Annotated in this window: 19 protein-coding genes; 14 read left to right on the top strand and 5 right to left on the bottom strand. The window is 46.6% G+C overall.

Annotation, left to right across the window (positions count from 1 at the left end):
* Window positions 1–41 precede the first annotated feature (41 nt).
* From QUB35_RS11695 to QUB35_RS11680, 4 genes are all read left to right on the top strand, one after another.
* Window positions 42–1262 carry a heparan-alpha-glucosaminide N-acetyltransferase domain-containing protein gene (locus tag QUB35_RS11695; RefSeq protein ID WP_333142079.1) on the top strand — a complete coding sequence of 407 codons (1221 nt, stop codon included), beginning with the start codon at window positions 42–44 and terminating at the stop codon, window positions 1260–1262.
* 79 nt (window positions 1263–1341) lie between these two features.
* Window positions 1342–1746, top strand: coding sequence for a hypothetical protein (locus tag QUB35_RS11690; RefSeq protein WP_333142078.1), 405 nt, complete (start codon window positions 1342–1344; stop codon window positions 1744–1746).
* 18 nt (window positions 1747–1764) lie between these two features.
* On the top strand, window positions 1765–2100 hold the full coding sequence (locus tag QUB35_RS11685) for a hypothetical protein (protein WP_333057897.1): 336 nt from the start codon (window positions 1765–1767) through the stop codon (window positions 2098–2100).
* Between the two features lie 201 nt (window positions 2101–2301).
* The gene (locus QUB35_RS11680; protein WP_333142077.1) at window positions 2302–2550 is read left to right on the top strand and encodes a DUF433 domain-containing protein; all 249 of its coding nucleotides are present in this window, start codon (window positions 2302–2304) and stop codon (window positions 2548–2550) included.
* Here the strand turns inward: QUB35_RS11680 and QUB35_RS11675 are convergent.
* The gene (locus QUB35_RS11675; protein ID WP_333142076.1) at window positions 2528–2722 is read right to left on the bottom strand and encodes a hypothetical protein; all 195 of its coding nucleotides are present in this window, start codon (window positions 2720–2722) and stop codon (window positions 2528–2530) included. The two genes, QUB35_RS11680 and QUB35_RS11675, sit on opposite strands and share 23 nt — an antisense overlap.
* 71 nt (window positions 2723–2793) lie before the next feature.
* Between QUB35_RS11675 and clpP the strand changes: the two genes are divergently transcribed.
* Window positions 2794–3402 carry an ATP-dependent Clp endopeptidase proteolytic subunit ClpP gene (gene clpP, locus QUB35_RS11670; protein ID WP_006635758.1) on the top strand — a complete coding sequence of 203 codons (609 nt, stop codon included), beginning with the start codon at window positions 2794–2796 and terminating at the stop codon, window positions 3400–3402.
* A gap of 296 nt (window positions 3403–3698) precedes the next feature.
* On the opposite strand, the gene QUB35_RS11665 is transcribed toward clpP, so the two are convergent.
* On the bottom strand, window positions 3699–4697 hold the full coding sequence (locus QUB35_RS11665) for a hypothetical protein (RefSeq protein ID WP_333142075.1): 999 nt from the start codon (window positions 4695–4697) through the stop codon (window positions 3699–3701).
* 1719 nt (window positions 4698–6416) lie between these two features.
* Here QUB35_RS11665 and QUB35_RS11660 point away from each other — a divergent pair.
* Complete coding sequence (locus QUB35_RS11660; protein ID WP_333142096.1) at window positions 6417–8783, top strand: ribonuclease R family protein; 2367 nt, start codon at window positions 6417–6419, stop codon at window positions 8781–8783.
* 376 nt (window positions 8784–9159) lie between these two features.
* Here QUB35_RS11660 and QUB35_RS11655 read toward each other — a convergent pair whose 3' ends face one another.
* Window positions 9160–10716, bottom strand: coding sequence for a tetratricopeptide repeat protein (locus tag QUB35_RS11655; protein WP_333142074.1), 1557 nt, complete (start codon window positions 10714–10716; stop codon window positions 9160–9162).
* A 490-nt stretch (window positions 10717–11206) separates the two neighbouring features.
* Between QUB35_RS11655 and QUB35_RS11650 the strand changes: the two genes are divergently transcribed.
* The 4 genes from QUB35_RS11650 (at window position 11207) to QUB35_RS11635 (ending at window position 15004) form a co-directional block, all read left to right on the top strand.
* Window positions 11207–11845, top strand: coding sequence for a flavin prenyltransferase UbiX (locus QUB35_RS11650; protein WP_333142073.1), 639 nt, complete (start codon window positions 11207–11209; stop codon window positions 11843–11845).
* Window positions 11846–12251: 406 nt separating this feature from the next.
* Entirely contained in the window at window positions 12252–13463 is a 1212-nt protein-coding gene (locus QUB35_RS11645) for a transposase (protein ID WP_333142072.1), read from the top strand.
* An 82-nt stretch (window positions 13464–13545) separates the two neighbouring features.
* Entirely contained in the window at window positions 13546–14430 is an 885-nt protein-coding gene (locus tag QUB35_RS11640; protein ID WP_333142071.1) for a LapA family protein, read from the top strand.
* 22 nt (window positions 14431–14452) lie between these two features.
* Window positions 14453–15004, top strand: a complete 552-nt coding sequence (locus tag QUB35_RS11635; protein ID WP_333142070.1) for a shikimate kinase — start codon at window positions 14453–14455, stop codon at window positions 15002–15004.
* 936 nt (window positions 15005–15940) lie between these two features.
* Here the strand turns inward: QUB35_RS11635 and QUB35_RS11630 are convergent.
* Window positions 15941–16384: a hypothetical protein gene (locus QUB35_RS11630; protein ID WP_333142069.1), complete on the bottom strand. Its 444-nt coding sequence runs from the start codon at window positions 16382–16384 to the stop codon at window positions 15941–15943.
* 65 nt (window positions 16385–16449) lie between these two features.
* A complete protein-coding gene (locus QUB35_RS11625; RefSeq protein WP_190741019.1) occupies window positions 16450–16854 on the bottom strand; it encodes an NIL domain-containing protein in 405 nt (134 codons plus the stop codon).
* Between the two features lie 177 nt (window positions 16855–17031).
* Between QUB35_RS11625 and QUB35_RS11620 the strand changes: the two genes are divergently transcribed.
* The 4 genes from QUB35_RS11620 (at window position 17032) to QUB35_RS11605 (ending at window position 24131) form a co-directional block, all read left to right on the top strand.
* The gene (locus QUB35_RS11620) at window positions 17032–17634 is read left to right on the top strand and encodes a thioredoxin family protein (protein ID WP_333142068.1); all 603 of its coding nucleotides are present in this window, start codon (window positions 17032–17034) and stop codon (window positions 17632–17634) included.
* 455 nt (window positions 17635–18089) lie between these two features.
* Window positions 18090–21317 (top strand): efflux RND transporter permease subunit, encoded by a 3228-nt coding sequence (locus QUB35_RS11615; RefSeq protein WP_333142067.1) that lies wholly within the window; start codon window positions 18090–18092, stop codon window positions 21315–21317.
* Between the two features lie 629 nt (window positions 21318–21946).
* On the top strand, window positions 21947–22918 hold the full coding sequence (locus QUB35_RS11610; protein WP_333142066.1) for a transposase: 972 nt from the start codon (window positions 21947–21949) through the stop codon (window positions 22916–22918).
* Between the two features lie 91 nt (window positions 22919–23009).
* Entirely contained in the window at window positions 23010–24131 is a 1122-nt protein-coding gene (locus tag QUB35_RS11605) for a hypothetical protein (protein ID WP_333142065.1), read from the top strand.
* The last annotated feature ends 585 nt before the right edge of the window (window positions 24132–24716 follow it).

Genomic DNA, 24716 nt, shown 5'->3' with positions numbered 1-24716 from the left:
GTGAACAGTGAACAGTGAACAGTGAACAAATAACTTAATTTATGCGCTTCAAATCCCTTGATGTTTTTCGCGGAATTGCGATCGCCTCGATGATTCTAGTCAACAACCCCGGCAGTTGGAAACAGGTGTATCCGCCGCTAGAACACGCAGAATGGCACGGCTGCACCCCGACAGACTTAGTATTTCCTTTTTTCTTGTTCATCGTTGGCTGCGCGATGTCTTTCTCGCTGTCTAAATATATTCAAAATTCTCCAAAAACCGAAATAGAAACCTCAATAATTACCCAAACAAAGGAAAAATCAGAATCCGCCAAAAACCCTCTTTCTTCTTCCTTCTTTCTTCTTCCTGCTTCAAATATTTACTGGCGAATTGCGCGCCGCGCGACGATTCTATTTATATTAGGATTGCTGCTAAATACATCTTCGATCGCCCTTGACGTACTTCTCAACAACGCCCCAGTGGAAAACTTCGGTAAAATCCGCATCATGGGAGTATTGCAGCGCATCGGCTTAGCTTATTTCATCAGTGCGATCGCCATTCTCAACCTCTCTCCCCGCAATCAAAAACTGCTCGCTGTTGCCGTGCTTTTGGGCTATTGGGGCGCATTAACCGTATTTGCTGTAGGGGGGTACACTGCCGGCGAACTCACGCCAGAAGGGAATCTAGGAGGATATGTCGATCGGCTAATTCTCGGTAGCCAACACCTGTACAAAGGCGGGCCCTTCGACCCAGAAGGATTGTTGAGTACCTTACCCGCAGTTGTAACAGTCCTGATCGGCTACTTTACCGGAGAATCGCTGCGAGTACAGCCAATCACAACCCGCACCAGTATCAACTTAGCAATCTGCGGCCTCAGTTGCGTGGTAATCGGCCACTTGTGGGGATTGTTATTTCCGATCAACAAACAACTTTGGACGAGTTCCTATGTAGTGTTTACCGCAGGTTGGGCGTTGCTATTGCTAGCATTTTGCTACGAAACAATTGAAGTGCGGGAGTGGAAATGGGGGAGGCCGTTTGAAATCATGGGATTGAATGCTATTTTCCTGTTTGTTGCTTCCGGTATTGTCGCCAGAATCCTGTTGAAAACTCATATCGGTACTGGTGAAAATGCTCCAACAACTTACACTTGGATTTATGAAAACTGGTTTGTGCCGTGGGCGGGGCCGCTGAATGGTTCTCTAGCATTTGCCGTGACTGCGGTATTATTTTGGTGGTTAGTTTTGTATGGAATGTACCGCCGTGGTTGGGCGATTAAAATTTGAATGGTGGGTTGTTAAACAAGCGCGTTTGCTGGTAAGTGGTGAGCAAGGGGCTTGACAATCAAAAGCTTTTTTTAGTATAATGTTTATATATTTTTTTACGGTTTTTGACGTGGATATTCTAATTGAGTCAACAAGGGAATTTGAGAAAGATATTGCGCTGCTAAATGAAGATGAGAAAGCCGAAGTAATTCAAAAAATTAATTATTGTGCCAGCCTTTTTCCTACTCAAAAATCAAATGTGTATCGCAAGCTGCGTCGTCTCCCGCTATCGTCAGACCTGAATGGTTACGAGTCTTCGCTTTATACGCTACGAATTTCTCAAAAACTAAGAGTGGTTTTGGCGGTTGACGAAGACCCAATTTTTGGGCAAGCTATTTTTACTCTTTTTCGAGCAATTCAACACGACGAACTCGATCGAGCGTATAAGGGTGTAGCAGAGTCTTTGTATCAAGACCTACTTCAGCGCGATCGAGAAACTGCCTAGATATAATCAGCTTAAGTTATGGCGCAAAACCTTATTCTCTGTGATGAATATGGCATTATTTACGAAGCTATGAAAATTTTGCCAGATGACGAGCTAAAGATTAGTTTTCTGGAAGCTTTAGCAGAACTTGAAGACCAGGAATGTCACAGGACGAGACAATTTCCCAAAACGAGACTGCATAAAGTTAAGGGTGTGAAGCAGGCAGTTTATCGTGCTGATATTGATAAAGTCTCAGGCTGGCGCATCCACGTTCAGTACGTCAACGGACAGATTCATCTCAAGGATATTATTGAAGGGCAAAGACACGACAATGTAATTGAGGTGATTAAATCAAAGAAATCCCGCTACCAGTAATCCTAGCGGGAGCATCTCACCTTTGCGGCCAAGCTAGAAATTGGAGTTTTGAGGCAGGAGGCAGGAGGCAGGAGGCAGAAGGAAAGAGGAAGAAGGAAGGAGCCACAAGAAGGAAGGAGCCAGAAGAAGTATTTTTACAAATATGAGATGCTCCCATCCTAGCAAAGATATAATCTATAAAAATCCAGTGGGGATTTAGCGATGGAAACTAACAGATCGTTCGAGCAAAGTGATACCTGGAGTGAAGAAGATTGTCTTGATGTCACAGCCTTTTCTTTGCAATACGCAGCTACTATCTTTCATAGCGACCCCGATATTTTAGGTGGAACTCCTGTCTTTATTGGTGCTCGCGTCCCGATCGAGACTGTGCTTGATTATCTCGAAGCTGGTGATTCTGTCGATGAATTTTTAGACCATTTTCCGAGTGTCAGGCGCGATCGAGCGATTTGAGTTCTCCCAATGATACGATCGCCACATAACAAAGTTGATTGATGTCCGCTTCCTCAATATCGATCGCCTGCAGGATCGGAAATCCGATCGCACCCCCGCCACAACTTCCACAAATTACCGCCCCAACCCCGCCCAGTTCAAGGATTTTGCCGATTTCTCGATCGCACGCCACCGATCGCTAACTATAACTGAGCCCTAGTCGCTAAAATTAAAAAAAGATACGTAATAGGCAGGCAGGCGTCAATGATCCCAACAGTTATAGAACAATCCGGTCGCGGCGAACGCGCCTTTGACATTTACTCGCGACTCCTGCGCGATCGCATCGTCTTCTTGGGCCAACAGGTTGACTCAGACTTGGCTAACCTGATCGTTGCCCAATTGCTATTTTTAGACGCCGAAGACCCGGAGAAAGATATTTACCTCTATATCAACTCCCCAGGGGGTTCGGTAACAGCAGGTATGGGCATTTTTGACACGATGAACCACATCCGCCCCGACATTTGCACTATTTGTCTCGGTTTGGCCGCCAGCATGGGCGCTTTTCTGTTGAGTGCCGGCGCTAAAGGCAAGCGGATGAGTTTGCCTCACTCCCGGATTATGATCCACCAACCTCTAGGCGGAGCTCAAGGACAAGCAACCGATATTGAAATTCAGGCCAAAGAGATTTTGTACCACAAACGCCGCCTGAACGAACATCTTGCCAACCATACCGGTCAGCCGCTTTCCCGCATTGAAGAAGATACCGAACGGGATTTCTTCATGTCCGCTGAAGAAGCAAAGGACTACGGATTAGTCGATCAAGTGATCGATCGCCGTCCTTCCGCTAGCCGCCCGATCGCCGCTGTCGTCTAAATAAAAAGTTAAAAATCAAAAATGAGGAAATATTCTTCATTTTTGATTTTTAATTTTTAACGTTCAAAAGTAGCTCTTTAATGGATAAACGGGGGGCGAGAAACCGGGTTTTTTACCCTAATCTTTGGTTCTCAACCTTAATCTCTGTAAAAAACCCGGTTTCTTTAATCCGGGAGCAACGGGGGGCGAGAAACCGGGTTTTTTACCATAATCTTTGGTTCTCAACCTTAATCTCTGTAAAAAACCCGGTTTCTTTAATCTAATAGCCTCCAGCGCCTTGTTTAGTTGCCGAATTCCTAGGGCAAAGATTCGAGATATTGCAGGAAGTCGAACAATTCTTCTCGATTTAAGAAGTGCCGCGCTTCTTTGCCATAACCTTGTTTGAGATAATCTTTTCCTTGGTTGGCAGTCCAGCCCAACCGCTTGATTTCCTCAGTAGTTCTGCTGTAGATTTCCAGATATTCTAGGAAATCTACCAACTGTTCGCTAGAAAGCTCTCTCTGCGACGACTTGCCGTAATTGTGTTCGAGACAGTCAGTTTCTTGCTTCTTAGTCCATTTCAAGCGTCTGAGGATTGCCTCTATTTGGGCGATCGTATCAGAATTATCCTCGATCGCATCGCTGGGAATTCCCACTGCGATCGGTTGCAATTCCCTGACTTCGGCCGCACCCTGTAGCAGTTCACTTTGGCTAGCAGTCGGCACCTCCAGTTCCTGAAGTGGTTCGCCGTAGCTAGAAGAAAGCCAAGCGTCTGAGTCTAACTGCTTCGGTACAAATCCAGTAGCCTCCGTCCGATCGACCGTTGGCGGCAGCGGTGCAGGTACAGGTGCGATCGGCTCTTCATTTAATTTCGCTTCAGTCTTGACAAAATTGCTTTGATGTGTTTCAGGCAATTTGTCAGCAACAGGCATTTCTAGAACCGGAAGAGGAACACTGGTCGGCCCAACAGGAACCGGAACAGCAGGAGGAGGGGGAGGGGGAACAGCAGCAACCGGGGAAACGGCAGGAGGAGGGGGAACAGCAGCAACCGAAGCAACCGGAGCAACCGGAGCAACCGGAGCCGGAGCAACAGTCACGATCGCACGATCGGGCGCAGCAGATCCAAGAACAGCGATCGCTCGCAACCGGGCACGGTCTTCAGCATCCTCAACAGACTCAGCAGCCGACATAGCCGTAGCCAGAGTTTTGCCGTCAACCTGAACCAGACAGCGAACAACAAACTTACCGTGATGAACAGTCAGCAACTCACAAATTAACTGTCCAGCGGGATAAAGGGCGCGAAATTCAGCAAACATAGTTTTTTGACCCCGAAACCAGAAGGGGCTTATGACGTGAACAAACCTGACGGTCAACTGAGTACAGTTACACCGCAGGCTTCTTTTTCCTTTTTTTCAAAGGCTTTTTATAGTGAGGTAGTTCCACCCCCACTTGCTAATATAGTATCAGAGTATTTCCAGATCATCTTGGGCTATAAAAGAATAATTGTCGCTTTGGGTACCTACACCCGACGAGCCTTTCATCACGCGGGCGTAATTCCCAACGGGGTACGGGGCCCAGCGCTCTGATTAATCCCCTCTAAATATACGCCCGGGACTTCCCGGCTGGTAGTTAAGTTTAGTACACAACCACGCATTAGTTGCTTGATTCTTCAACATTTCTTGAAAACGTGAGGGCGATCGTGTAAGCCCAGGTGCTTCTCATTCTTACAGACAAGTTTGATGAAATTCTTGCGGGGAGTAGGGGTTGGGCGTCAATCGATTTTAGATTTTAGATTTTAGATTTTAGATTTAAGCATTGACCCCACGGATAAATTCGGGGGCTCCTTTATCGGATACAGGTTTTTTATTTCTGGACGGATCAATCCGGGGGCTTGTATCCTGGATGCTTTCGGTCACACCCGCCCAAAAAGACAATTGAAATGCCCAACAGCTTAACAGAAAGCGACTCCGCAAGCTCGATCGTCCCAGAGATCGCGAAAATTTTTAAAATTACCCCAGGTCACGCTTGGCTCAACAACAGCTCAGAGAAAACAATTTTCTGAAAGCACCTATTCAACATACAATAAATTAAAGGTGAATCATCCGCGCAACCTTACACGCCACTAAACCCCATCCCACATCCGGCAGTTTAAGCTAACAAGCACCGGGCGTCATTTCTACCTATAGGAGATGACACAGCAACTAAGCAAAAGTAGTAAAAGTCTCCGGTTTTGTGTACCTGCACTTTCTACAGCACAGATTGCTCCCGACCCGCTCGTTGCACCTCCGTCCGCAAGGACTGATCGCGTGCAAAAAAACAGGGGCATCGCAGCAGCGAGCTACTAGCAATTTTGCCTTAAAGATCCGGTAAATTCTTTGCTAAAGCAAGAAGCAAGAGGCACTTCAAAAGGAAGAAGGAACAAGGCAGAAGGAACAAGGTAGAAGGAAGAAATGCAAATTTTATCCCTCTCCATGCCTCCATCGGCTCATCCTCGACTCAAGCCGTCGCTTTCAGTATCGAGCCATCTTTTAAGAACCGACAGGGGCTTTCTAATTTGCGAAGTGCTCGGCGCTGCTGACCTAAAAGCAAACAAACCAACGCTAAAAAATTGTATTGGGGAATAGCGTGCGGGACAGTTGTCTGCACCGTCAGCAGTCAGTTCAAGACAGACAGCAGACAATTCGCACGAAGCCGGTGTCGGGAGAGAATCTCAAAAAAACCTCGCGATCAAACAAGGTGGCTGTGCTCGCGTCTCCACCTATTAACCCGCGCATTTGTTGGGAAGCAGGCACTGCGAGGGCCCGAGGGGGTGCGGCTGATTCATTCTCTTGTAGGGGCAATCCCCCCGTGGTTGCCCCCATATCTGAAACCCCGACCCGCTCGTCTATGGGCTGGGCGGGCACGGGGAGTAGGGGTCGCACCGCCCCTACAAAACCCTGGTTTTTCTGAGAATGAAACAGCCCTGGGCCCGAGGGGGTGCGGCTGATTTCGCCAAAATTAGACTAATTGCTGGAAACAAGAGGATCGATCGCTACATGGAATTTTCTATCGCTGCACTGCTGGCAAATTTTACAGAAGACAAATTAGTGGCTCCTAAAGCATTGGAGAAAAAACTCGACTGCAACGACGCCACCAGTCAACTCAAACTTCAAATCGCATTAGAAGCTCTAGAGAAAATTGGCATATTAGTCAAAGACAAAGGCCGCTATCGCCGAGTAGCTGAAGACGACGTAGTAGAAGCAAAACTGCGCTGTTCGAGCAAAGGATTTTGCTTTGCAATTCAAGACGCCGAAGGCTCAGAAGACGTTTATGTGCGGGAAAGTCACCTCTCGACAGCTTGGAATGGCGATCGAGTCTTAGTCAAAATTATCAAAGAAGGTAGCCGCCGCCGATCGCCCGAAGGCGAAGTCATGCTCATCCTCGAACGCGCCAACCCCTCGGTACTCGCGCGAGTCAAGCAAACCGCCACCCCCACCGGCCGCGTCAGCTACAGAGCAATCCCCCTGGACGATCGCCTGTTGTTTGAACTAGACTTGCTCGCAAATGGCACAAATCTCCAAGAGGCGATCGACCACCTAGTACACGTCGAAGTCAAACGCTACCCCCTCGGCACCCATCGGCCAGTCGGCAAAGTAGTACAGGTACTCGGTTCCGACGCCGAAGCCGCTGACGACCTCGACATCGTATGCTGCAAACACGACTTGCCGCGATCGTTCCCCGCCGCCGTCATCAAAGCAGCCGAAAATTTGCCCAGCAAAGTCAAAAAAACCGACATCAAAAAACGCCTTGATTTGCGTAACATTCTGACTGTTAGCTTCAGCAAAAACGAACCGGGAACAACCAACAGCGAAAACGATGCCCCTCAAGCGCCGGAGGAAAATCTGTCCGAAGGAGGAGGCGAAAACGAGTTTGACCCAACATCATTCCTCTCCGATCCGCCAGTAGAACGCGCTTTGTCGATCGAAACCCTGAAGCCCGGCCGCTGGCAAATAGGAATCCACATCAGCGATGCCGCCGAGTACGTGCAGCCAGAAACCCCGATCGACCGCGAAGCCCGCAAGCGAGGCACCGCCGCCCATCTGGGAGAAAAAATCATCGCCGTACTGCCAGAAACCCTCAACGAGCGCTGCTCCCTCCTGCCAGACAGCGAACGGCTGGCCTTCAGCATACTGCTCACCCTCGACCAATCAGGAGAACTCCTAGAATACGAGATTCAAACCAGCGTCATTCAAATTGACTACCACCTCACCTACGAGCAAGCTCAAGCAATTCTCGAACCAGGCGATGCCGAAGAGCACCCTTTATCCTCCGCCCTCCGTCCTTTCCTAGATCAACTCGGTGCCGCCTCACAGGCTGCCAGACAGACAAGGCTCAAGCGAGGAGCTTTTGAACTAAATTTGCCCGACGCTAACTCTCACTTCGACGACGAAGGCGAATTAGGAGCTTTTGCAACGGCTCCCCCCGCCCAGTCGGCTGTCTCCGAGTTGATGGTACTTGCCAACCAAGCCGTCGCCACTCACCTGCAAGCCTTGGGAGTCCCAGCAATTTACCGCGTCCAGCCGATGCCAGACCCGGCAGACATTCAAGAGTTCATCAAACTCTCCAACAACCTCGGAGGCGAACTGTATCTCGAAACCGAAGAAGAAGTTTTGCCCTTGGACTTTCAGCGATTTACCCAGCAGTTTGCCGGCCTTAAGTCCGAAAGAGTTCTCACCTACCTGCTAGAAGACACCATGAAGCCCGCTGTTTACAGCACAACTCCCAAGCCACACTTCGGTTTGGGGCTGTCAGAGGGTTACACGCGCTGCACTTCGCCGCTTTCCCGCTACGCCGATTTGCTGGTGCTGCGGGTGTTGCAAGCGGTGTTCGAGCAAGGCCGCAGCAGCCGCACAACACGGGCGAAGGAAAAAGTTGACTTGCATCATTCCTCCTGTCACGGTCAAATTACTTGGAATGTTCTCCCGCCAGATTTGCACCACGAATTTGAGACCGAGTTCGCATCGGTAGTAGTACACCTAACCGAACGCGAAAGAGTTGCTGAAGACGCTGAAAGCGATTTGCAGGGATTGAAGAAAACTGGATTGATGAAAGAACGCACCGGCCAAACTTTCCAGGGTTTGATTACAGGCGTGCAGTCTTACGGTTTCTTTGTGGAAATTGAGGTGCGGCCGCCGGAGAGCGATATTCTGCGAGTTGAGGGATTGGTGCACGTTTCTTCGCTGAAGGATGACTGGTACGAATATCGATCGCGCCAGCAAACTCTGGTGGGTCGCAAAAACCGCAATCAGTACCGTTTGGGCGATCGGGTAGAAGTTCAAGTCAAGAGTGTTGACTACTACCGCCAGCAAATTGATTTAGTTGCAGTTGGCGGCGGCAGTCAAGCTTTTGATGATGATGAGTAGTTAGTTGATAGTTGATAGTTGATATAGCAATCCTGAATCATTTGTAAAAATATGTAGGGGTAGTGCTACCCCTACTCCCCGTGCCTACCCCAGTCAAGGCGGGGCAACCGGGCGTGGGTTTTGCCCCTACAAGAATTACACGAATCATTTAGGATTGCTATAGTTGATAGCTAACAGTAAAGGTAGGGTGCGTCGCCAGTTTCCAACTCTCGCCTGTTTCTAACAAACGTCTGCTGTTCAGAAACCGGGTTTCATCAAGAAACCCGGTTTCTGAAGTCCGCTTCAAGAAAAATCAGGCTTTTTTGCAAATATTGCGGTGCTAAAATTCGATACTTTCCAAAAAAATCAGGTTTCTGGACTCGAGTCAGTGAAGGATCTAGAGCATCTGTGAGGAGGTGGGGTGGAAGGCTTTCCCGCACACCAAGGCGCATATTTCTAGTCTCTCCGAACAAGACCAGCTTTTGGCTAAGTCTTTTTGATACCAAACATTTTCTAGCACTTCTTTGATAGATTTGCTGCGGAGGTTGTTAAATCCTTGCCCATATTTTTCAAACAGAGCGATCGCCTGGGTCATATAAGTGTCGCTGTAATGAGCGTATTTGGTCTGAGCTGTATAGCAGCAGGGCCACAGTTCAGCGTCAAAACTAACGTAAATTTCAGCTTTCTTTTGCGACTGGCAGTTAATTTCAATGCCCTGAAAATAATTTTCTAATCCTCCATATTCTTGGACGGCTTTGCGAAAGTTGGGGATTTCTGGATTTTGATACTGGGGTAAGGAAGCCGGCTTGAGTTCTACGGAGCTTTCTTTGTTCGCTTTAGCAGCTTTAGCCGGAGCAATTTCTTGAGCGATTTGGAGTTTAACGGCTTGCTGAAAAGCTTCATTTGCTTCTTCTATTTTACCTAATTGTGTCCAAATTTTGGCTAAATTTCGATACACTCCTGAAAAATTTGGTCGAATTTCCAGCGCTTTTTGATAGTGATAAATTGCGGGTTCCCATTGTTTTTGAGAAGCATAAACGCTGCCCATATTTGCATAAACTTCGGCAAATTCTGGCTGAATTTCTAGGGCAGTTTTATAGGAGTTCATCGCTTCCTCCAGACAGTCTGTGAGCTGTAGCAGATTGCCTAATGTTTTGTGAGCGACGGCAAAGTTTGACTGAATCTCAAGTGCTTTTTGACAAGCTAAAAATGCTTGTTCTAAATTTTTTTCCGCTAAATAATCTTCAGCTTGTCGGTGAAAATTGAGAGCTGCTTTTTCTAGGGTGATGGGGGTAGAACGATCGCGCTTTTCCTGCGTCTGGGAGTCCACCTCTGCGATCGCCTCCTCCTTTTCTCCGACTTCATCAACCTCTGACAGCGCAAAGCGAGACGTTGCTTTAGCTTGAAATTTAATAAACCCCAGTCTACGGGCCAAAGCGCGAGCTTCTTCGACTTGGTGTTGATTGTGTTCAAAGACTAAATATTGCCACTCTGCTTGGCCACCGGCGCCAATAAAGGCCTCGACGGATTCCATAATCCGGTTCCAGTTTGTATTGCGACGGTAGAGGTGGTTGGTATCCGCTAATCCATCGATGGCAAAAATAACGCGATCGTCTGGTTGATTCAAAATTTTGGCCAGTTGTCGCCACCAATCAGGGCTGCGTCCGCTACCATTGGTGTACATCCAAAGGTAATTGACTCCCATTTTGTGAAAATACTTTAGCGCCGGGAGAGTGGTATTACTCACCATCGCATCCCCAAAGTTGCCGCACAGGTAAATCCAAGACAACTGAGAGCAGAATTCTTTAGGGAAGATTCTCTTAATATCTGCTATTGTCAATTCTGTCATTGGCAAAATAGGGTTCCCCGTGCGCGGACACTGAGGACAACCGGCATTACATCGGGAGGTAATGTCTAATTGCACTATTTCGATATCTTCGTATCTTAAGAACATTGTCTGCCTCCCCTGATGTTAATAAAGTAAAGTTAGTATAGCAATCCTAAATGATTCAGATAAATTTGTAGGGGTAGTGCTACCCCTACTCCCCGTGCCTACCCCCTATCTATCGGGCAACCACGGGGAGTAGGGGTCGGATTGCCCCTACAATAATTATGAGAATGATTTAGGATTGCTATAGTTCTATTGTGACACAGAGTTGGTCGTGGCTATCAGGATGTAAGATGGAGCTGGGATCTGGAACTCTGGCGATCGCAGTTAGCCTTTGTTTTTGTTAACGAAGAATAGGGTAATGATAATCCTGGCGATCACAGTCGCATACTTTCTTGTAGTATCCGGGGGTGTTGCAGGTGGCTATAGGTTTCGCCTTTTATTGTTATTAAGAGCGATCGCCACGCAATCATTGAATTGATTGATGAGTGTTGTGGCTGTTATTAGCACCTATCGCGCTATTATAATTAGTGAGCTTATTGCTGGATAATTGCCCATGACTAATTCTGTTTCAGTCCCCGCCCAACCTCTAATTGTAGGAGTTACCGGTGCATCGGGACTGATTTATGCGGTGCGAACATTGAAATATTTGTTGGAAGCCGATCGCGCGATCGAACTGGTAGCATCGAAATCTACTTACATGGTTTGGCAAAGCGAACAGAACACTCGAATGCCCGCAGAACCGACGCTACAAGAGGAATTCTGGCGGGAACAAGCAGGAGTCGCCACAATGGGTAAACTTCGGTGTCATCCCTGGCAAGATGTCGGTGCTAATATTGCTAGTGGCTCCTTTCGCACCCAAGGGATGATGATTATTCCCTGTAGCATGAGTACACTAGGCAAGTTGGCGGCTGGCTTGAGCTCGGATTTGCTCGAAAGAGCGGCCGACGTTCAGCTCAAGGAAGGGCGAAAATTGGTACTCGTGCCTCGCGAAACGCCTTTTAGCTTGATTCACCTGCGGAATTTGACTACCTTGGCGGAAGCTGGAGCTAGAATTGTACCAGCGATTCCTGCTTGGTATCACAATCCGCAAACTATTGAAGATTTGGTAGACTTTGTGGTGGCTCGCGCTTTAGACCAGTTGGGGATTGATTGCGTTCCTCTCAAACGCTGGAAGGAAGAAGAAGGGAGTTAGTTGACAGTTGACAGTTGACAGTTGACAGTTGACAGTTGACAGTTGGCAGTTGACAGTTGACAGTTGACAGTTTGTTATTTGTTATTGATGATTTGTTAGCTAAACAGACGGGAATCCCCACACTATACCGCTTCGGTTAGTGTGGGATGAAAGACGCGGTGAGGTGAGGATTCGACCCGCTAAGCAATCTCACAGGCGCAAGCATTGAGAAGTGAGCGGGTGGATGACGAGACAAACAAATTCTTCGACGTGTCAATACTTGGTGGTAAATACTAGCAATTAAGGCTAGAAACCTCTCTTATTTTATGGATAAAACATTCACTCATGCACTTGACATCAAGTAACGTATTCGGGTACATTAACACTAATTGATGCGTAGCGACTGCAATCAAACATTTACTACTCAATGAGAACTTCTTACCAGTATCGATTACGTCCAACAAAGTTGCAAGCCACTGAGATTGACAGATGGCTGTCTCTGCTGTGCGCTCAGTACAACTATTTGTTGGCAGATCGATTTAATTGGTACGAACAAAATCGTTCTCCCATCAATGCGTGTCCGCTAGTTTGCCACTTACCCGAACTGCGGGAAAATCCCGACTATTACAGCCAGAAAAAGACGTTACCTCAACTCAAGAAAACTCATCCTTGGTATGCCGGAGTTTACTCTCAAGTTCTTCAAGATGTAGTTAAGCGAGTTAAGGTAACTTTTGATCGTTTCCTGAAAGGTGATAGCAACGGGAAACGCAGCGGTAGACCTAGATTCAAGCCGCGTAGTCGTTACCGCACGTTCACTTACCCTCAAGTTAAAGACGGCTGCTTGCAAAATAACTTAATTAACTTGCCGATGTTCGGAAAAGTCAAAGTTATTTTGCACCGTTCAATACCTGATGGATTTAAAATCAAAACCGTCTCTGTCACCAAAAAAGCTGATGGTTACTATGCAACTCTCAGCTTGGAAGACTCGACAGTCCCGGAAATTAAACCAGATTTTAATCCTCAAAAAATTGCTGGCATTGATATGGGGTTGAAGGATTTTTTGACAACATCAGAAGGGGAGACGGTGGCGATTCCTCAGCATTACCGCAAAGCTCAAAAACGCCTGCGGACTATTCAGAAGCGAGTCTCGCGCCGTAAAAAAGGTAGCAGCCGGAGACACAAAGCAGTTAAGCAACTGGGGAAGTGTCACAAGAAAGTAGCCGACAAACGTAAAGACTTTCATTTCAAAACTGCTAACAATCTCTTGAAAAAATATGAGGTTGTTGCAGTTGAAGACTTGAATGTCAAGGGACTTGCTCGTACAAGATTGGCTAAATCTGTGTTGGATGCTGGGTGGTCAAGCTTTCTGTCGATTCTAATAAACAAAGCTGTAAATGCTGGTTTGTTGGTGATGACCGTATGTGCTTATAACTCTTCACAAGATTGCTCTAATTGCGGTGAAAAAGTACCTAAAAAGTTGCATGAAAGATGGCACGACTGCCCAAATTGTGGATGTAGTCTTGACCGCGATCACAATGCAGCTATCGTAATCAAAAATAGGGCGGTGGGTCATCCCGTCTTTAAAGCTCAGTTAATGTCCGAAGCAATAGCTGGAGTCGCTGAGAAGCCTACATTATAGCTGTACTCAGCTTAATGTAGGAGTATGTCACTTTTAATTAGCAATTAGCAATTACCTATTACCAATTACCAATATTTTTAATATGCGACCTGTATTTTTGCTAGTAATTGTGGTAGGGCTAACTATTTTTGCCCTGCAAAATGTGGAGCCGGCATTATCGCTGGTGTTTTTGGGAGTTCGATCGCCTGCTTTGCCTTTATCTATCTGGATTTTGCTGAGCATCGTGGTGGGAGCTATCACGTCTTTATTGATTTCTGGTTTGCTCGCTTTTTCAAATTACCTATCTCCAACGGGAGACCGCAGCGGCCGATCCAGTCGCAGCGGTCCCGATACTTTCCCAGAGGACAGGAGAACACCTTACACGCCACCTCCCCCTCCTAGAAAACAGGGAATTGACCCGGATCTGAATAGGGAAAATAGCCAAACTCAAGCTCCTGGTTCCTACCGAACTGAGTACGGCACATCGGCGGGTTACAGAGCCGGGACTTTCCTGCAAGAAACTCCGAACCCGGATGGGGCGAAGAATTACGCTCAACCGGGGACTTATGCAGCGGCAGACGATGAGGATGATTGGGTCTCAGATGGCTCAAAATCCGGCTCTCAAGGGGGTGATGACGATTGGGGGGACGATCGCGATTTTCCCGATCAACCGCAGGTAAATGATGTTCCAGCGGCAAATCCACGGGCTTACGAAGCTCAGCAGGAACCGAAAAGCAAGTCTTGGGCTGGCTCAGTATACTCTTACGGCTATCGAGATCCAAACCAGTCTGGGGTGGGACAAACAGAGTCTGTATACGATGCAGAGTATCGGGTGATCGTTCCCCCCCAAGAGGCGATACCTAAACCCGCTGATGAAACACCAATAAATCCTATGGCAGAAGCAGAGGATGATTGGGGATTGGATGAGGGTGATGAGTTTGATGACGATGATGGCCTCAGTGGCGGATCGATTAACCTGAAAAAATAGAAAAATATCGGAGGATTTGGCAGTGGATGGGTTGAGGGGAGTAAATATCTATCTTGTCGGGATGATGGGTGCGGGGAAAACAACGGTGGGGCGGATTTTGGCAAAAAAATTAAAATACCGTTTTTTTGATACTGATGAACTAATTGTTCGAGTTGCTAATCAGTCAATTGCTGAGATTTTTGAGCGAGAAGGGGAAGAGGCTTTTCGGGAACTAGAAACTAAAGTGCTCGGTGAGTTGTCTGCGTATCAAAATTCGGTCGTGGCTACGGGCGGCGGCATTGTGACGCGATCGATGAATTGGGGTTACTTGCACTACGGTGTAGTGGTTTGGTTGGATGTGCCTGTAGATCAATTGTACGATCGACTGCGTTCGGACACCGCTCGACCCCTACTGCAGGAGGGCGAGATCAAATCTAAGCTGCAAAGCCTTTTGAAAGAGCGAGAGCGTTTCTACACTCAAGCAGATGTCCGAGTCTATGCTGGTGTGGGCGAAAGGCCTGAAGCAGTGGCGACTAGGGCGATCGAGGAAATCCAAAAAGTTATCAAACCAGAAACCGGGCCTGAGCTCAATTGATACATTCAGAAAGCGATTTTCTAAGAAAATAACAGGTTTGTGGGGACTTTTGATACCAGTTCAAAAAAATAATGCAACTATACGCAAGCTCCAAACCACCACATTTATCAGTCATTCCCAAAATCTCAAATCTCAAATCTCAAATCTCAAATCGTAGGACTTCGGTGAAAATACTGGTTTTTGTCTGAGTGTCTCCGTTTAACCACCCAATATTTTGCAATCCACCGGGTTTGACTGGATGCGATGCGTAACTTTTATAAGTATGAGGATGTGGTGATGCGGAGATTTTATACAAGAACTAATGGCAGACTCATCTGATGCGTTAAAGCCGGCTATTGAGTTCTCCCTAAAAATAAAATGGCCCCACCGCTGAAGGGCTGTAGGGCGCAAGGACAGTTAAACGCTAACTTGATTGTCGGGAAATTTAGCATCAATGCTATCCTCCTATGTGACGATTTTACGATCGTCCATTCCCTCATCAACTCTCTCGTATCAAAAAATGTAACCCAGCACCGATCGAATTTAATCTGTCCTATTCTAAAAAAAATACCTCATGCATTCTGACTAGCAGCTCCCTAAAGCTGCTTTTTTATTGGGATGAGTTTTTGGCTGCGGGACTTGCGGGATTTGGGCAATAACATTTTGAGCAACAGTCGCTACAGTTCAATACTGCCCTAGGGGTTTTCAGTTCCACTCCCGGTGTGTCGGTAATTAGTAATTGGGAATTAGTAACGCGCAACGGGGAATCGGAAATTGAGAAGCTTTACCTCACGAGGCTTGAAAACTGCTATGATTACGGCGCGGAACGGGGAATTAATCCGGGGGTGGGGGATTGAAAAAAAATAAGCTGTATTTATTGATGGGCGAGCTGATAGTTTTGGGCTACATATCCGTTGCGAGTTATAGAATTTGGTTGGATGAATTTCCCGTTCCTCATTAAGAGAATACGAGCTTGCCTGTCCTTGACCAAAACTCGATCGCTCCGCCCAACCCCACACCTGTTAAAGAAATGGTAGCTAATACCGCAAAAGCCCGCCAATTCTTCCAACCAGACATTTGAATATCGAGTCTTGCCAAAGCTCCGGCTGAAATCAAGAGTAAACAAGTAGCAAAAAGGTGCAGCCAAGCAAAAACTACCACTGCCACAAAAGCTCCTACAATAATAGAAAGAAAAGCACCGATATCACTCGAAAACCACCGCAAAATTAAGGCTTTTATGTCTCTCAGTGGGAACGACAATGCGACCGCAAACACTAAAATTGAAGCTATGGCTAGAAACCAAGTCAGGTGCGGTGGAACATCAAACTCAGATAATTTCCAGCCAAAAGTGAAATAAGTAACAAAAAGTAGAGTTAGGGAAACCCAAGAGTTTTTTTTCATCCAATGGCACAATTAGGAGAACCAGGCAAAAAAAAGATGATGAGCCCCAGGAGTGTTTACAGGGCCTATAGGTTAGTAGAAATAGCTTGCACCGGACAGGTAGGGATGCACTGCTCGCAAACGATACACCGCGATCGAGCAAAACTAAGTTTAAAGCTTTCTGGGTCAAGGGTCAAGGCTTCTGTCGGACAAACCCCCGTACACAAACCGCAATCAACGCAGATATCTTCGTCTATGAGTATTTCCCGACTGGCTAGGGAAACGCCGATATTTTGCGATCGCATCCAGTCGATCGCCGCTTCTAGCTGGTCGATGTCCCCTGATAACTCTAGCACCAGTTTGCCCACTTGGTTCGGAGCCACCTGAGCGCGGATAATGTTGGCTGCAACATTAAAATCCTTTGCCAGTCGATAGGTGACAGGCATTTGGATCGATCGTTGGGGAAACGTCAGTGTTACCCGTTTTTTCACCCTGCAAGTCCTCGGTAATTTACAAACAATCTTTGTTATCTTCTGTTTTAGCGCACTTGGCCTAATTCTGGCCTCTTCAAAAATTTTTATGAGATTGGTCTGATTATCTCAAAATGTGCTATAATCTGAATCTATTATTTAAAATAAAAACATAGAAATCCAAGCGCAATTTATTTTATGACCCAGAATTCGCCCAACTCAACTGTCGCCCCCGCCGCCAAAAATCCCGAAACAAAAGTCGCCACGCGCCTCAGAAACTTATTGATCGTGTTAGCAGCGATCGTCCTTTCAATATCCATCTTCTTCGGGCTGCAAACCCAAACGCCGTCAAGCAGTCTCACCGACATGGCAAAAGCTTCAACGCCATTAGAAACAGCTTTGGTAAATGGCAAACCGACACTCATGGAATTTTATGCTAATTGGTGCGGTAGCTGTCAGGCAATGGCTAAAGATCTGAGCGAAATCAAACAGAAATACGCCGAACCGATGAATTTTGTGATGCTGAATGTAGACAATGACAAATGGCTGCCAGAAATCACAAAATATCGAGTAGATGGCATTCCGCACTTTGTCTATTTGAACGATAAAGGCAGCGCCGTTGCTGAAACAATGGGCGAAATGCCACGCACTATTATGGAAGCTAACTTAGATGCTTTAATTGCAGGAAAACCTCTGCCACACGTCCAAGCGGCAGGTCAAGTTTCTAATTTTACTCCACCCACAGGGCCTGTGAAAACAAGTAGCTCCGACCCCCGTGCCCACGGATCTCAAGTACAGTAAATGAAGGAAGTTCGGCAACGGATTCTGTAACGGATGTAACGGATGTCAGGAAGAGGGAAGAAGGAATAAAGAAGAGGGAAAAGGGAAGAAGACTTTAGGAACAGGCAAGATGCCTGTTCCACAAGAAAGTTTATTTGTTGTGGAACAGGCATCTTGCCTGTTCCTGATGGCGATAACTTAGAGAGATTCAAAAGCCCCTGGCAATTTCTGCCAATCTGCGTTTTGGGCGATCGACTACCTCTAAAGGAATATTCAAAAAAACATTTTTGACAATTTATTAAAATTTATTATACTACTTGTCAGGTGCGGAGCGTAAATATTCTCTCACTCCCGATACACAATAAAGCCTGACCGAAAACAATTTAGTCGCCAGCCCCGCGATTCATTCCTTTGCAGGCTGACTGACGGGGTAAACTTTTCAATTCTTTAATCTAAAATCTAAAATCTAAAATCGAATGACTCCCGACAAAACCGGATTCAGTATTAGCGCGACAGCCATTCGCCGCCACATCGGCACCCTCATGCTGACACTTGCCATTATAGTCGTGGGCATTTTCTACATAACCCAACTGCCCGTTGACTTGCTGCCCTCCATCACCTATCCCCGCATCAGCGTGCGCTTAGACGCCCCCGGAGTCTCCCCAGAAGTGGCAGTTGACGAAATTACCCGCCCCCTCGAACAAGGACTTTCAGCAACAGAAGGAGTCACGCAAGTTTTCTCCCGCACGCGGGAAGGACAAGTCAGCGTCGATTTATTCTTTAGACCCGGCGGCAATATCGACCAAGCCCTCAACGACGCTACAGCCTCCGTCAACCGCATTCGCAACCGACTTCCTGATACAGTTGAATCGCCAAATCTATTTAAATTTGACCCTTCTCAACAGCCGGTTTACGAATTTGCCCTGACTTCAGACTCACGCCAAGGGGTAGATTTGCGGGTATTTGCCGATGAAGAATTAGCCAGGGAAATAAACGTGATTCCCGGAGTCGCTTCCGTTGACATTTCCGGCGGCGTTCAAGAAGAAATTCAAGTTAATATTGACCTGAATCGGCTGCAAAGTTTAGGAGTTAATCTCAACGACGTTTTTAATGCTTTGCGTTCGCGCAATTTAGACACTTCCGGCGGCCGGCTGCGGCAAGAATCAAACGAACCGCTGACGCGCACAATTGGTCGCTTTAAAACAGCCTCGGAAATCGCCAATCTTTCCTTTCAAGTATCCGGTTCCAACCCGCCAAAACGAGTCTACCTGCGCGATTTTGCCCAAGTCAATGACGGTACAGAAGAACAGCGAGTCAAAGTTTTTCTCAATCAAAAACCAGCCGTTAAAATTAGCATCTTGAAACAGCCGGACGCCAACACGATTACTGTTGTAGACGGAGTGAAAAATCGCATCAAAGAAATGCAGGATTCCGGGTTAATTTCGGCGGACATGACCGTAGTTACTACCTTAGACGAATCCAGATTTATCCGCAATTCCTTAGCCGATGTGGCGAATGCGGGGGTTTCAGGGGCAGTGCTGGCTGCGATCGCAGTTTTGTTCTTTTTAGGTTCCCTGAGACAAACCCTGATTATCTCTCTGACTATTCCCCTGTGTACTCTAGCAGCCATTATTTTAATGCGGCTGTTCGGCTTGTCGCTGAACTTGTTTAGTTTAGGGGGTTTAGCGTTAGGAATTGGTCAGGCGATCGATACCAGCGTAGTTATTTTAGAAAATATTGTAGTCGGTCTAGACAGCAACCCTCATCTGAAAAAAGGCAGAATCAAAGATCGGAAAGAACGCACGATAGAAGAGTCTGTATTGCGGAGTGAAGAAGTAGAATCAGCAATGATTGCCTCCACTGCCGCTAACTTAGTATCAGTGCTGCCATTCCTGCTGATCGGTGGCTTCTTTTCGCTGCTATTTAACGAATTGATTTTGACAATTAGCTTTGCAGTAGCAGCGTCTCTGCTAGTAGCTTTAACTGTAGTGCCGATGCTGACTTCTCGCTTGATGGGAATGTCTTATTCCAGCGGTATCAGTCAGTTCGGGCCGATAAAACATTTCAACCGCGGTTTTGAAAACGGCACGCGGGCCTACGGTTCAATGCTGTCAAAAGTGCTGGGTTTGCGGTTAATTATCATTGCCCTCGCTTTTGTGATTTTAGGCGGCGGCACTTGGGTGATGGCAGGTCAAATCCCCCAAGAAATTTTGCCGAGAGTTAATACAAGTCAAGCCCGATTATTTGCTTTGTTTCCTCCGGGTACTAACTTGGAAACAAATCAAAAAGTGGTTGCCGCCGCCGATAAACTTCTGCTCGCACAGCCAGAAACAGCGTACACTTTAACGACAGCGGGAGGGCTGCTTTTCGGCAACAATACAGTTGAAAATTTGCTCAGGGGAAGCAGCACAATCACGCTAAAACCAGGTACGAATACCATCGCTTTTACGGAAAGAATGACTGAGGAATTCAAGAAACTTGACGTTCCTAAAGGAACTCGTCTGCGGCTAGTTCCAGAATCGATTAGGGGTTTAGTTTTAACTAATTCCCCAGTGCGGGGCGGCGAAATTGATGTGGTGGTTCAGGGGCCAACTGAAGAAGTATTGCAGCAAGCAGGTCGTCAGATATTAAAAGAATTAGATGAGAAGGTAAAATTAGCCCGGTTTCGCCCGGACGGAGACGCGCCGCAGTCAGAAGTGCAAATTCGTCCAGACTGGGAAAAGGCCGCTGTGTACGGGCTGACGGCCCAAGACATTGGGGAGACCATTCAGACAGCAATTGAAGGTGCTGTTCCGACTCAATTGCAGCGGGGAAACCGCTTGGTAGATGTGCGGGTGCAGTTCGATCGCACTTCTGTAAAATCTATTGCTCAACTCGGACAAATTCCCTTATCTGGCGGCAATAATAGCATCGTCCGTTTAAGCGATGTGGCAAATATTACGATCGGCAAAGCACCAGGAGAAATTCAGCGTCTCAACCAGCGACAAGTTTTCTTAGTTGTAGGAAACTTGAATCGGGGCGCAAGTCTCGGCGATGCTGTCCAGCAAGTCGATGCAGTTTTATCAGAAATGAAGTTGCCGCGAGGAGTAAGCATTGTGCCGAGTTCTGCTGCTGAAACTAATCAGCAATTGCAAACTTCTCTAAAACTTTTGGGCGGATTGGCGACTTTTTTAGTGTTTGTAGCGATGGCGGTGCAGTACAATTCCCTGGTTGACCCGCTGGTGATTTTGCTGACAGTGCCACTGGCGTTGGCGGCGGGAGTATTCGGGCTTTATGTGACCAAAACTGCGATCGGTGCGACGGTGATGATCGGTGCAATTTTGCTAGTGGGAATTGTGGTGAATAACGGCATCATTATGATCGAGTTGGCGAACCAAATCCTGGAAGATGAAGGAGTCGATCGCACAACAGCAATTCTCAGGGCGGCACCTCAGCGCTTGCGGCCGATTTTGATGACAACTATTACTACAGTTTTGGGTTTGTTTCCCCTAGCTTTGGGAATTGGAGAAGGTTCGGAGTTTCTGCAACCTTTGGGTGTGGTGGTGTTTTCGGGTTTGTCGCTGGCGACGCTGCTGACGCTGTTTATTATTCCCTGTTTCTATATTTTGCTGCACGATTTCTTCGGGATGTTTGCAGGGAATAAGAAACCGCACGGGGTTGTTATTCCCCTGCAGAAGGCGGGGAGAAAGACTCCGAATTTGTGAAACATAGCGTCAGAAAATACCATAGAACCCCATTCTTACACATACTGTAGGGGCGGGTTCACCCAGAGTTTTAAAGGATACCAAAAGACTCAAAAACCCGCCCCCACCCCGCGCGAAACTCCTGAAGATTGATATTGGTGCAAGATTTGAGTGGGTGGGGGCGGGTTTATTTAACCTGTTTGCAGCCCGCTCGGCTATTGGTGAACCCGCCCCTTGTATCTTAAAAGAGTGAGTCAGGCGATTGCCACGTCATTGATTCGATCATACCGATAATCAGGCGATCGTACCGACAAATGGGCGATCGAGCCGACAAGTGGGCGAGCGAGCCGACCATCAGTCGATCGTACCTTCTTCTTGGTAAATCTAAAGAAACAAGAAAAGTTTCTGACTAAGATGCAAGTTTCAGCAGAAAGTGTTCTTCAAGGACATCAGAAATCGGTGAAGTTGGCCCGCCCCTTAGACTTTCGCAAGTCTGTTGCGTAGATAAGCTCCCATTACTGATGACAGGCGCACACTAAACTGGACAGTATCTTAGGATCTCGGCATGATCGGGAAAGCCTGCATTGACAAGGTTAGTATTCAATTGCCTGTCGGTTCTTTCATAAATTGGAGTATATCTGGAGCCAAAAATGACATCAACAGTCTTAGGTATAGACATCAGTAAAAGAGACTTTCACGTCTCATTACTGAAAGAAGGTCGTGCAACTAAACCCAAAAAATTCACTAACAATATTCAAGGGTTTGAGAGTTTACATAACTGGCTTCAACAACAAAGTGTAGTCGAACTCCATGCTTGCATGGAAGCTACTAGCATTTATGGAGAAGCCTTAGCTGAATTCCTCTATGGGGCTAGCTTTTTTGTTAGTATAGTCAATCCAGCTCGTATTAAAGGATTTGCCAAAAGCGAACTTTTGAGAACTAAAACCGACTCCGTAGATGCAGCACTCATTGCTCGTTTTTGTGCGGCAATGAAACCGTCTTTGTGGACACCTACCGCGCCGGAAGTTAAAGAATTACAAGCCCTGTTGAGACGGCTCGAATCAGTCACAGAAATGGCTACTCAAGAGCAGAACCGTTTGGAAACAGCTACGCCAACTGTTGCCGACCTTACACTGGCACATTTGGAGTACCTAAAAGAACAACAAAAACTAATCAAAAAACTGATTAGTGACCATTTTGACCAGCACCCACATTTAAAACAACAGCGTGACCTCTTGACTTCAATTCCAGGAATTGGTGAACAGACAGCATCCGTATTGTTAGCTGAAATTCGTGATGTTTCCGATTACAATAATGCCCGTCAATTAGCGGCTTATGCGGGTTTAACACCCTGTGAACGGAGTTCTGGGACTTCGGTTAAAGGCAAAACTCGTTTGTCTTGTACCGGAAATGTCCGACTACGAAAGGCGTTGTATTTGCCTGCGGTAGTGGCGATGCGTCACAATCCGTTACTCAAAGCTATGAGTGACCGATTATTGGGTCGTGGGAAGGTCAAAATGCAGGTGATTGGTGCTTTGATGCGGAAATTGGTGCATTTGGCTTTTGGTATTTTAAAGTCCCAAAAGCCTTTCGACCCCAATTATTTACTTGCTACCCCTTGACAGGTCAAGACAGTATCTACAGGTTAATAGAAAATGGTGCAAAATTTTAGTTAAAATAGAGTCTATCAACGCAGTAAACTTAAATATCTTTATGCTGATTTTACCAAAATATGAAAAACAAATTGACTGGTCGTTCTCATATATAAATCAACGCACTGATTCCGAGTGGACGATTGCGACAAGTTGCGATAGCAAAAAAGTCACTTTAGTCGATCGCAACTTGTCGCCAAAATACGAATACCAGCTTCCCGACGAAATTAGCTGTTTAGCCATTAGTCCCAAAGGCGATTTGCTGGCAGCAATTATGGCAAATGGCAATCATTTAGCAATTATGACAGCAGAAAACCAGCTAGTTTTTGAAGAACAGCTACCTAACCCTCCTGTTAAGTTTTCGTATAACAAAAATGGATTTCAGGACTGCTGGTTTGATGCAGACGGCGTGCGTTTTTGGTGCATGAAATTAATTGAAGGCGGGGAAGTCGAGATTCAAATTCGCGATACCAATTCGTGGCAAATTCAACGACAACTTTTGCTCGAAGACCCTTTTTGCTGGAGTTCCTTCTCGTTTCACCCGCACCCCGAAAATCAAATTTTAGCTCTTTGGGCTGCCGCAGGTCAGGACGGACAGCAAATCTACTGGCTTTATGACGATGGTACGGAAATTCACGCCGTGGAGGTTCCATGTCCCGATGACACAGGGCCTCCAGAATTTCATCCTGCTGGTGGCGAATTTGTGGTTGTACACGATTGCGATCGACAAATCAGCAGATTCAGTTTTCCTGAGTGCAATCTACTTGGAATATGCGAATGCCCTTGTCCTGATTCGGATGACAGGTTTAGCTACTCTACCTACCTATCAGACGATCGCCTTCTAATTAACACTGGTAATGGGAGAATGTATCTAATCGATATTGAAAAAATGGAAATGTTAGATGAACTGATTTTAAGCGGTCATGAACCGCGTCCTTCTCAAGAACTTTATCCTAATCTCAAGGATGTTGAAGAAGGACTTTGCAGCGACTTGGACCGCTTTTATCGATTTGATTCAGATAGTATTCTTTCCGTTCACTCACAACTGCCGAGTCAAGAAGCTGACTCTACACAGAAGACATTAGTTATCTTTGGGGGAAAAGAGCTGTTTGGTTCCTTGACGGAGGTACAACAATCCGCACCCTACAGTCAATTATTCATTCAATCTTTAGGCATTTCTTAAGGATTTTCAATACAAAACGCTTTTTGTGCCGTGTTAGCTTTTGACTCGCTTTCCCGCAGTCCGACAGGGGTTGAAACCCCTGCCTCATAGCGAAAGTCGGTTAAAACCGACTGTAGATTTTGACGGGAAGTGCGAGGGATTTTAGTCCTCTTTGAGAGGACTTTAGCTATGAGACAGGGAATTCATTCCCTGTCGGACTGTCGGTTAAAACTGAGATATTGCACCATTCTCAATTAGACGTAGGGGCGGGTTCGCCAACAGCCTTAAAGCTTGCAAATAGGTTCTATAAACCCGCCCGACCCCACGAAAAATCCTCTTATTGATATTGCTGCAAGATGTCGGTTAAAACCGACTGTAGATTTTGACGGGAAGTGCGATCGATTTTAGTCCTCTTTGAGAGGACTTTTGCTATGAGACAGGGAATTCATTCCCTGTCGGAATGTCGGACTTACCAACAATACCGCTACTGCATCTGATGTGAAGTTGACGCGGCAATAATTAGTGGGTAAGGTGCGTCAGTAAAAATTCTATGACTCCCAAAAGAAATTCCCGACTGACGCACCCTACGAGAATTAGTGTGTTTGA

The organism is Microcoleus sp. B13-B6 (assembly GCF_036705405.1).
GTDB lineage: Bacteria > Cyanobacteriota > Cyanobacteriia > Cyanobacteriales > Microcoleaceae > Microcoleus.
The sequence above is the reverse complement of the archived record's forward strand: the minus strand, read 5'-3'. Positions and strand labels throughout refer to the sequence as shown.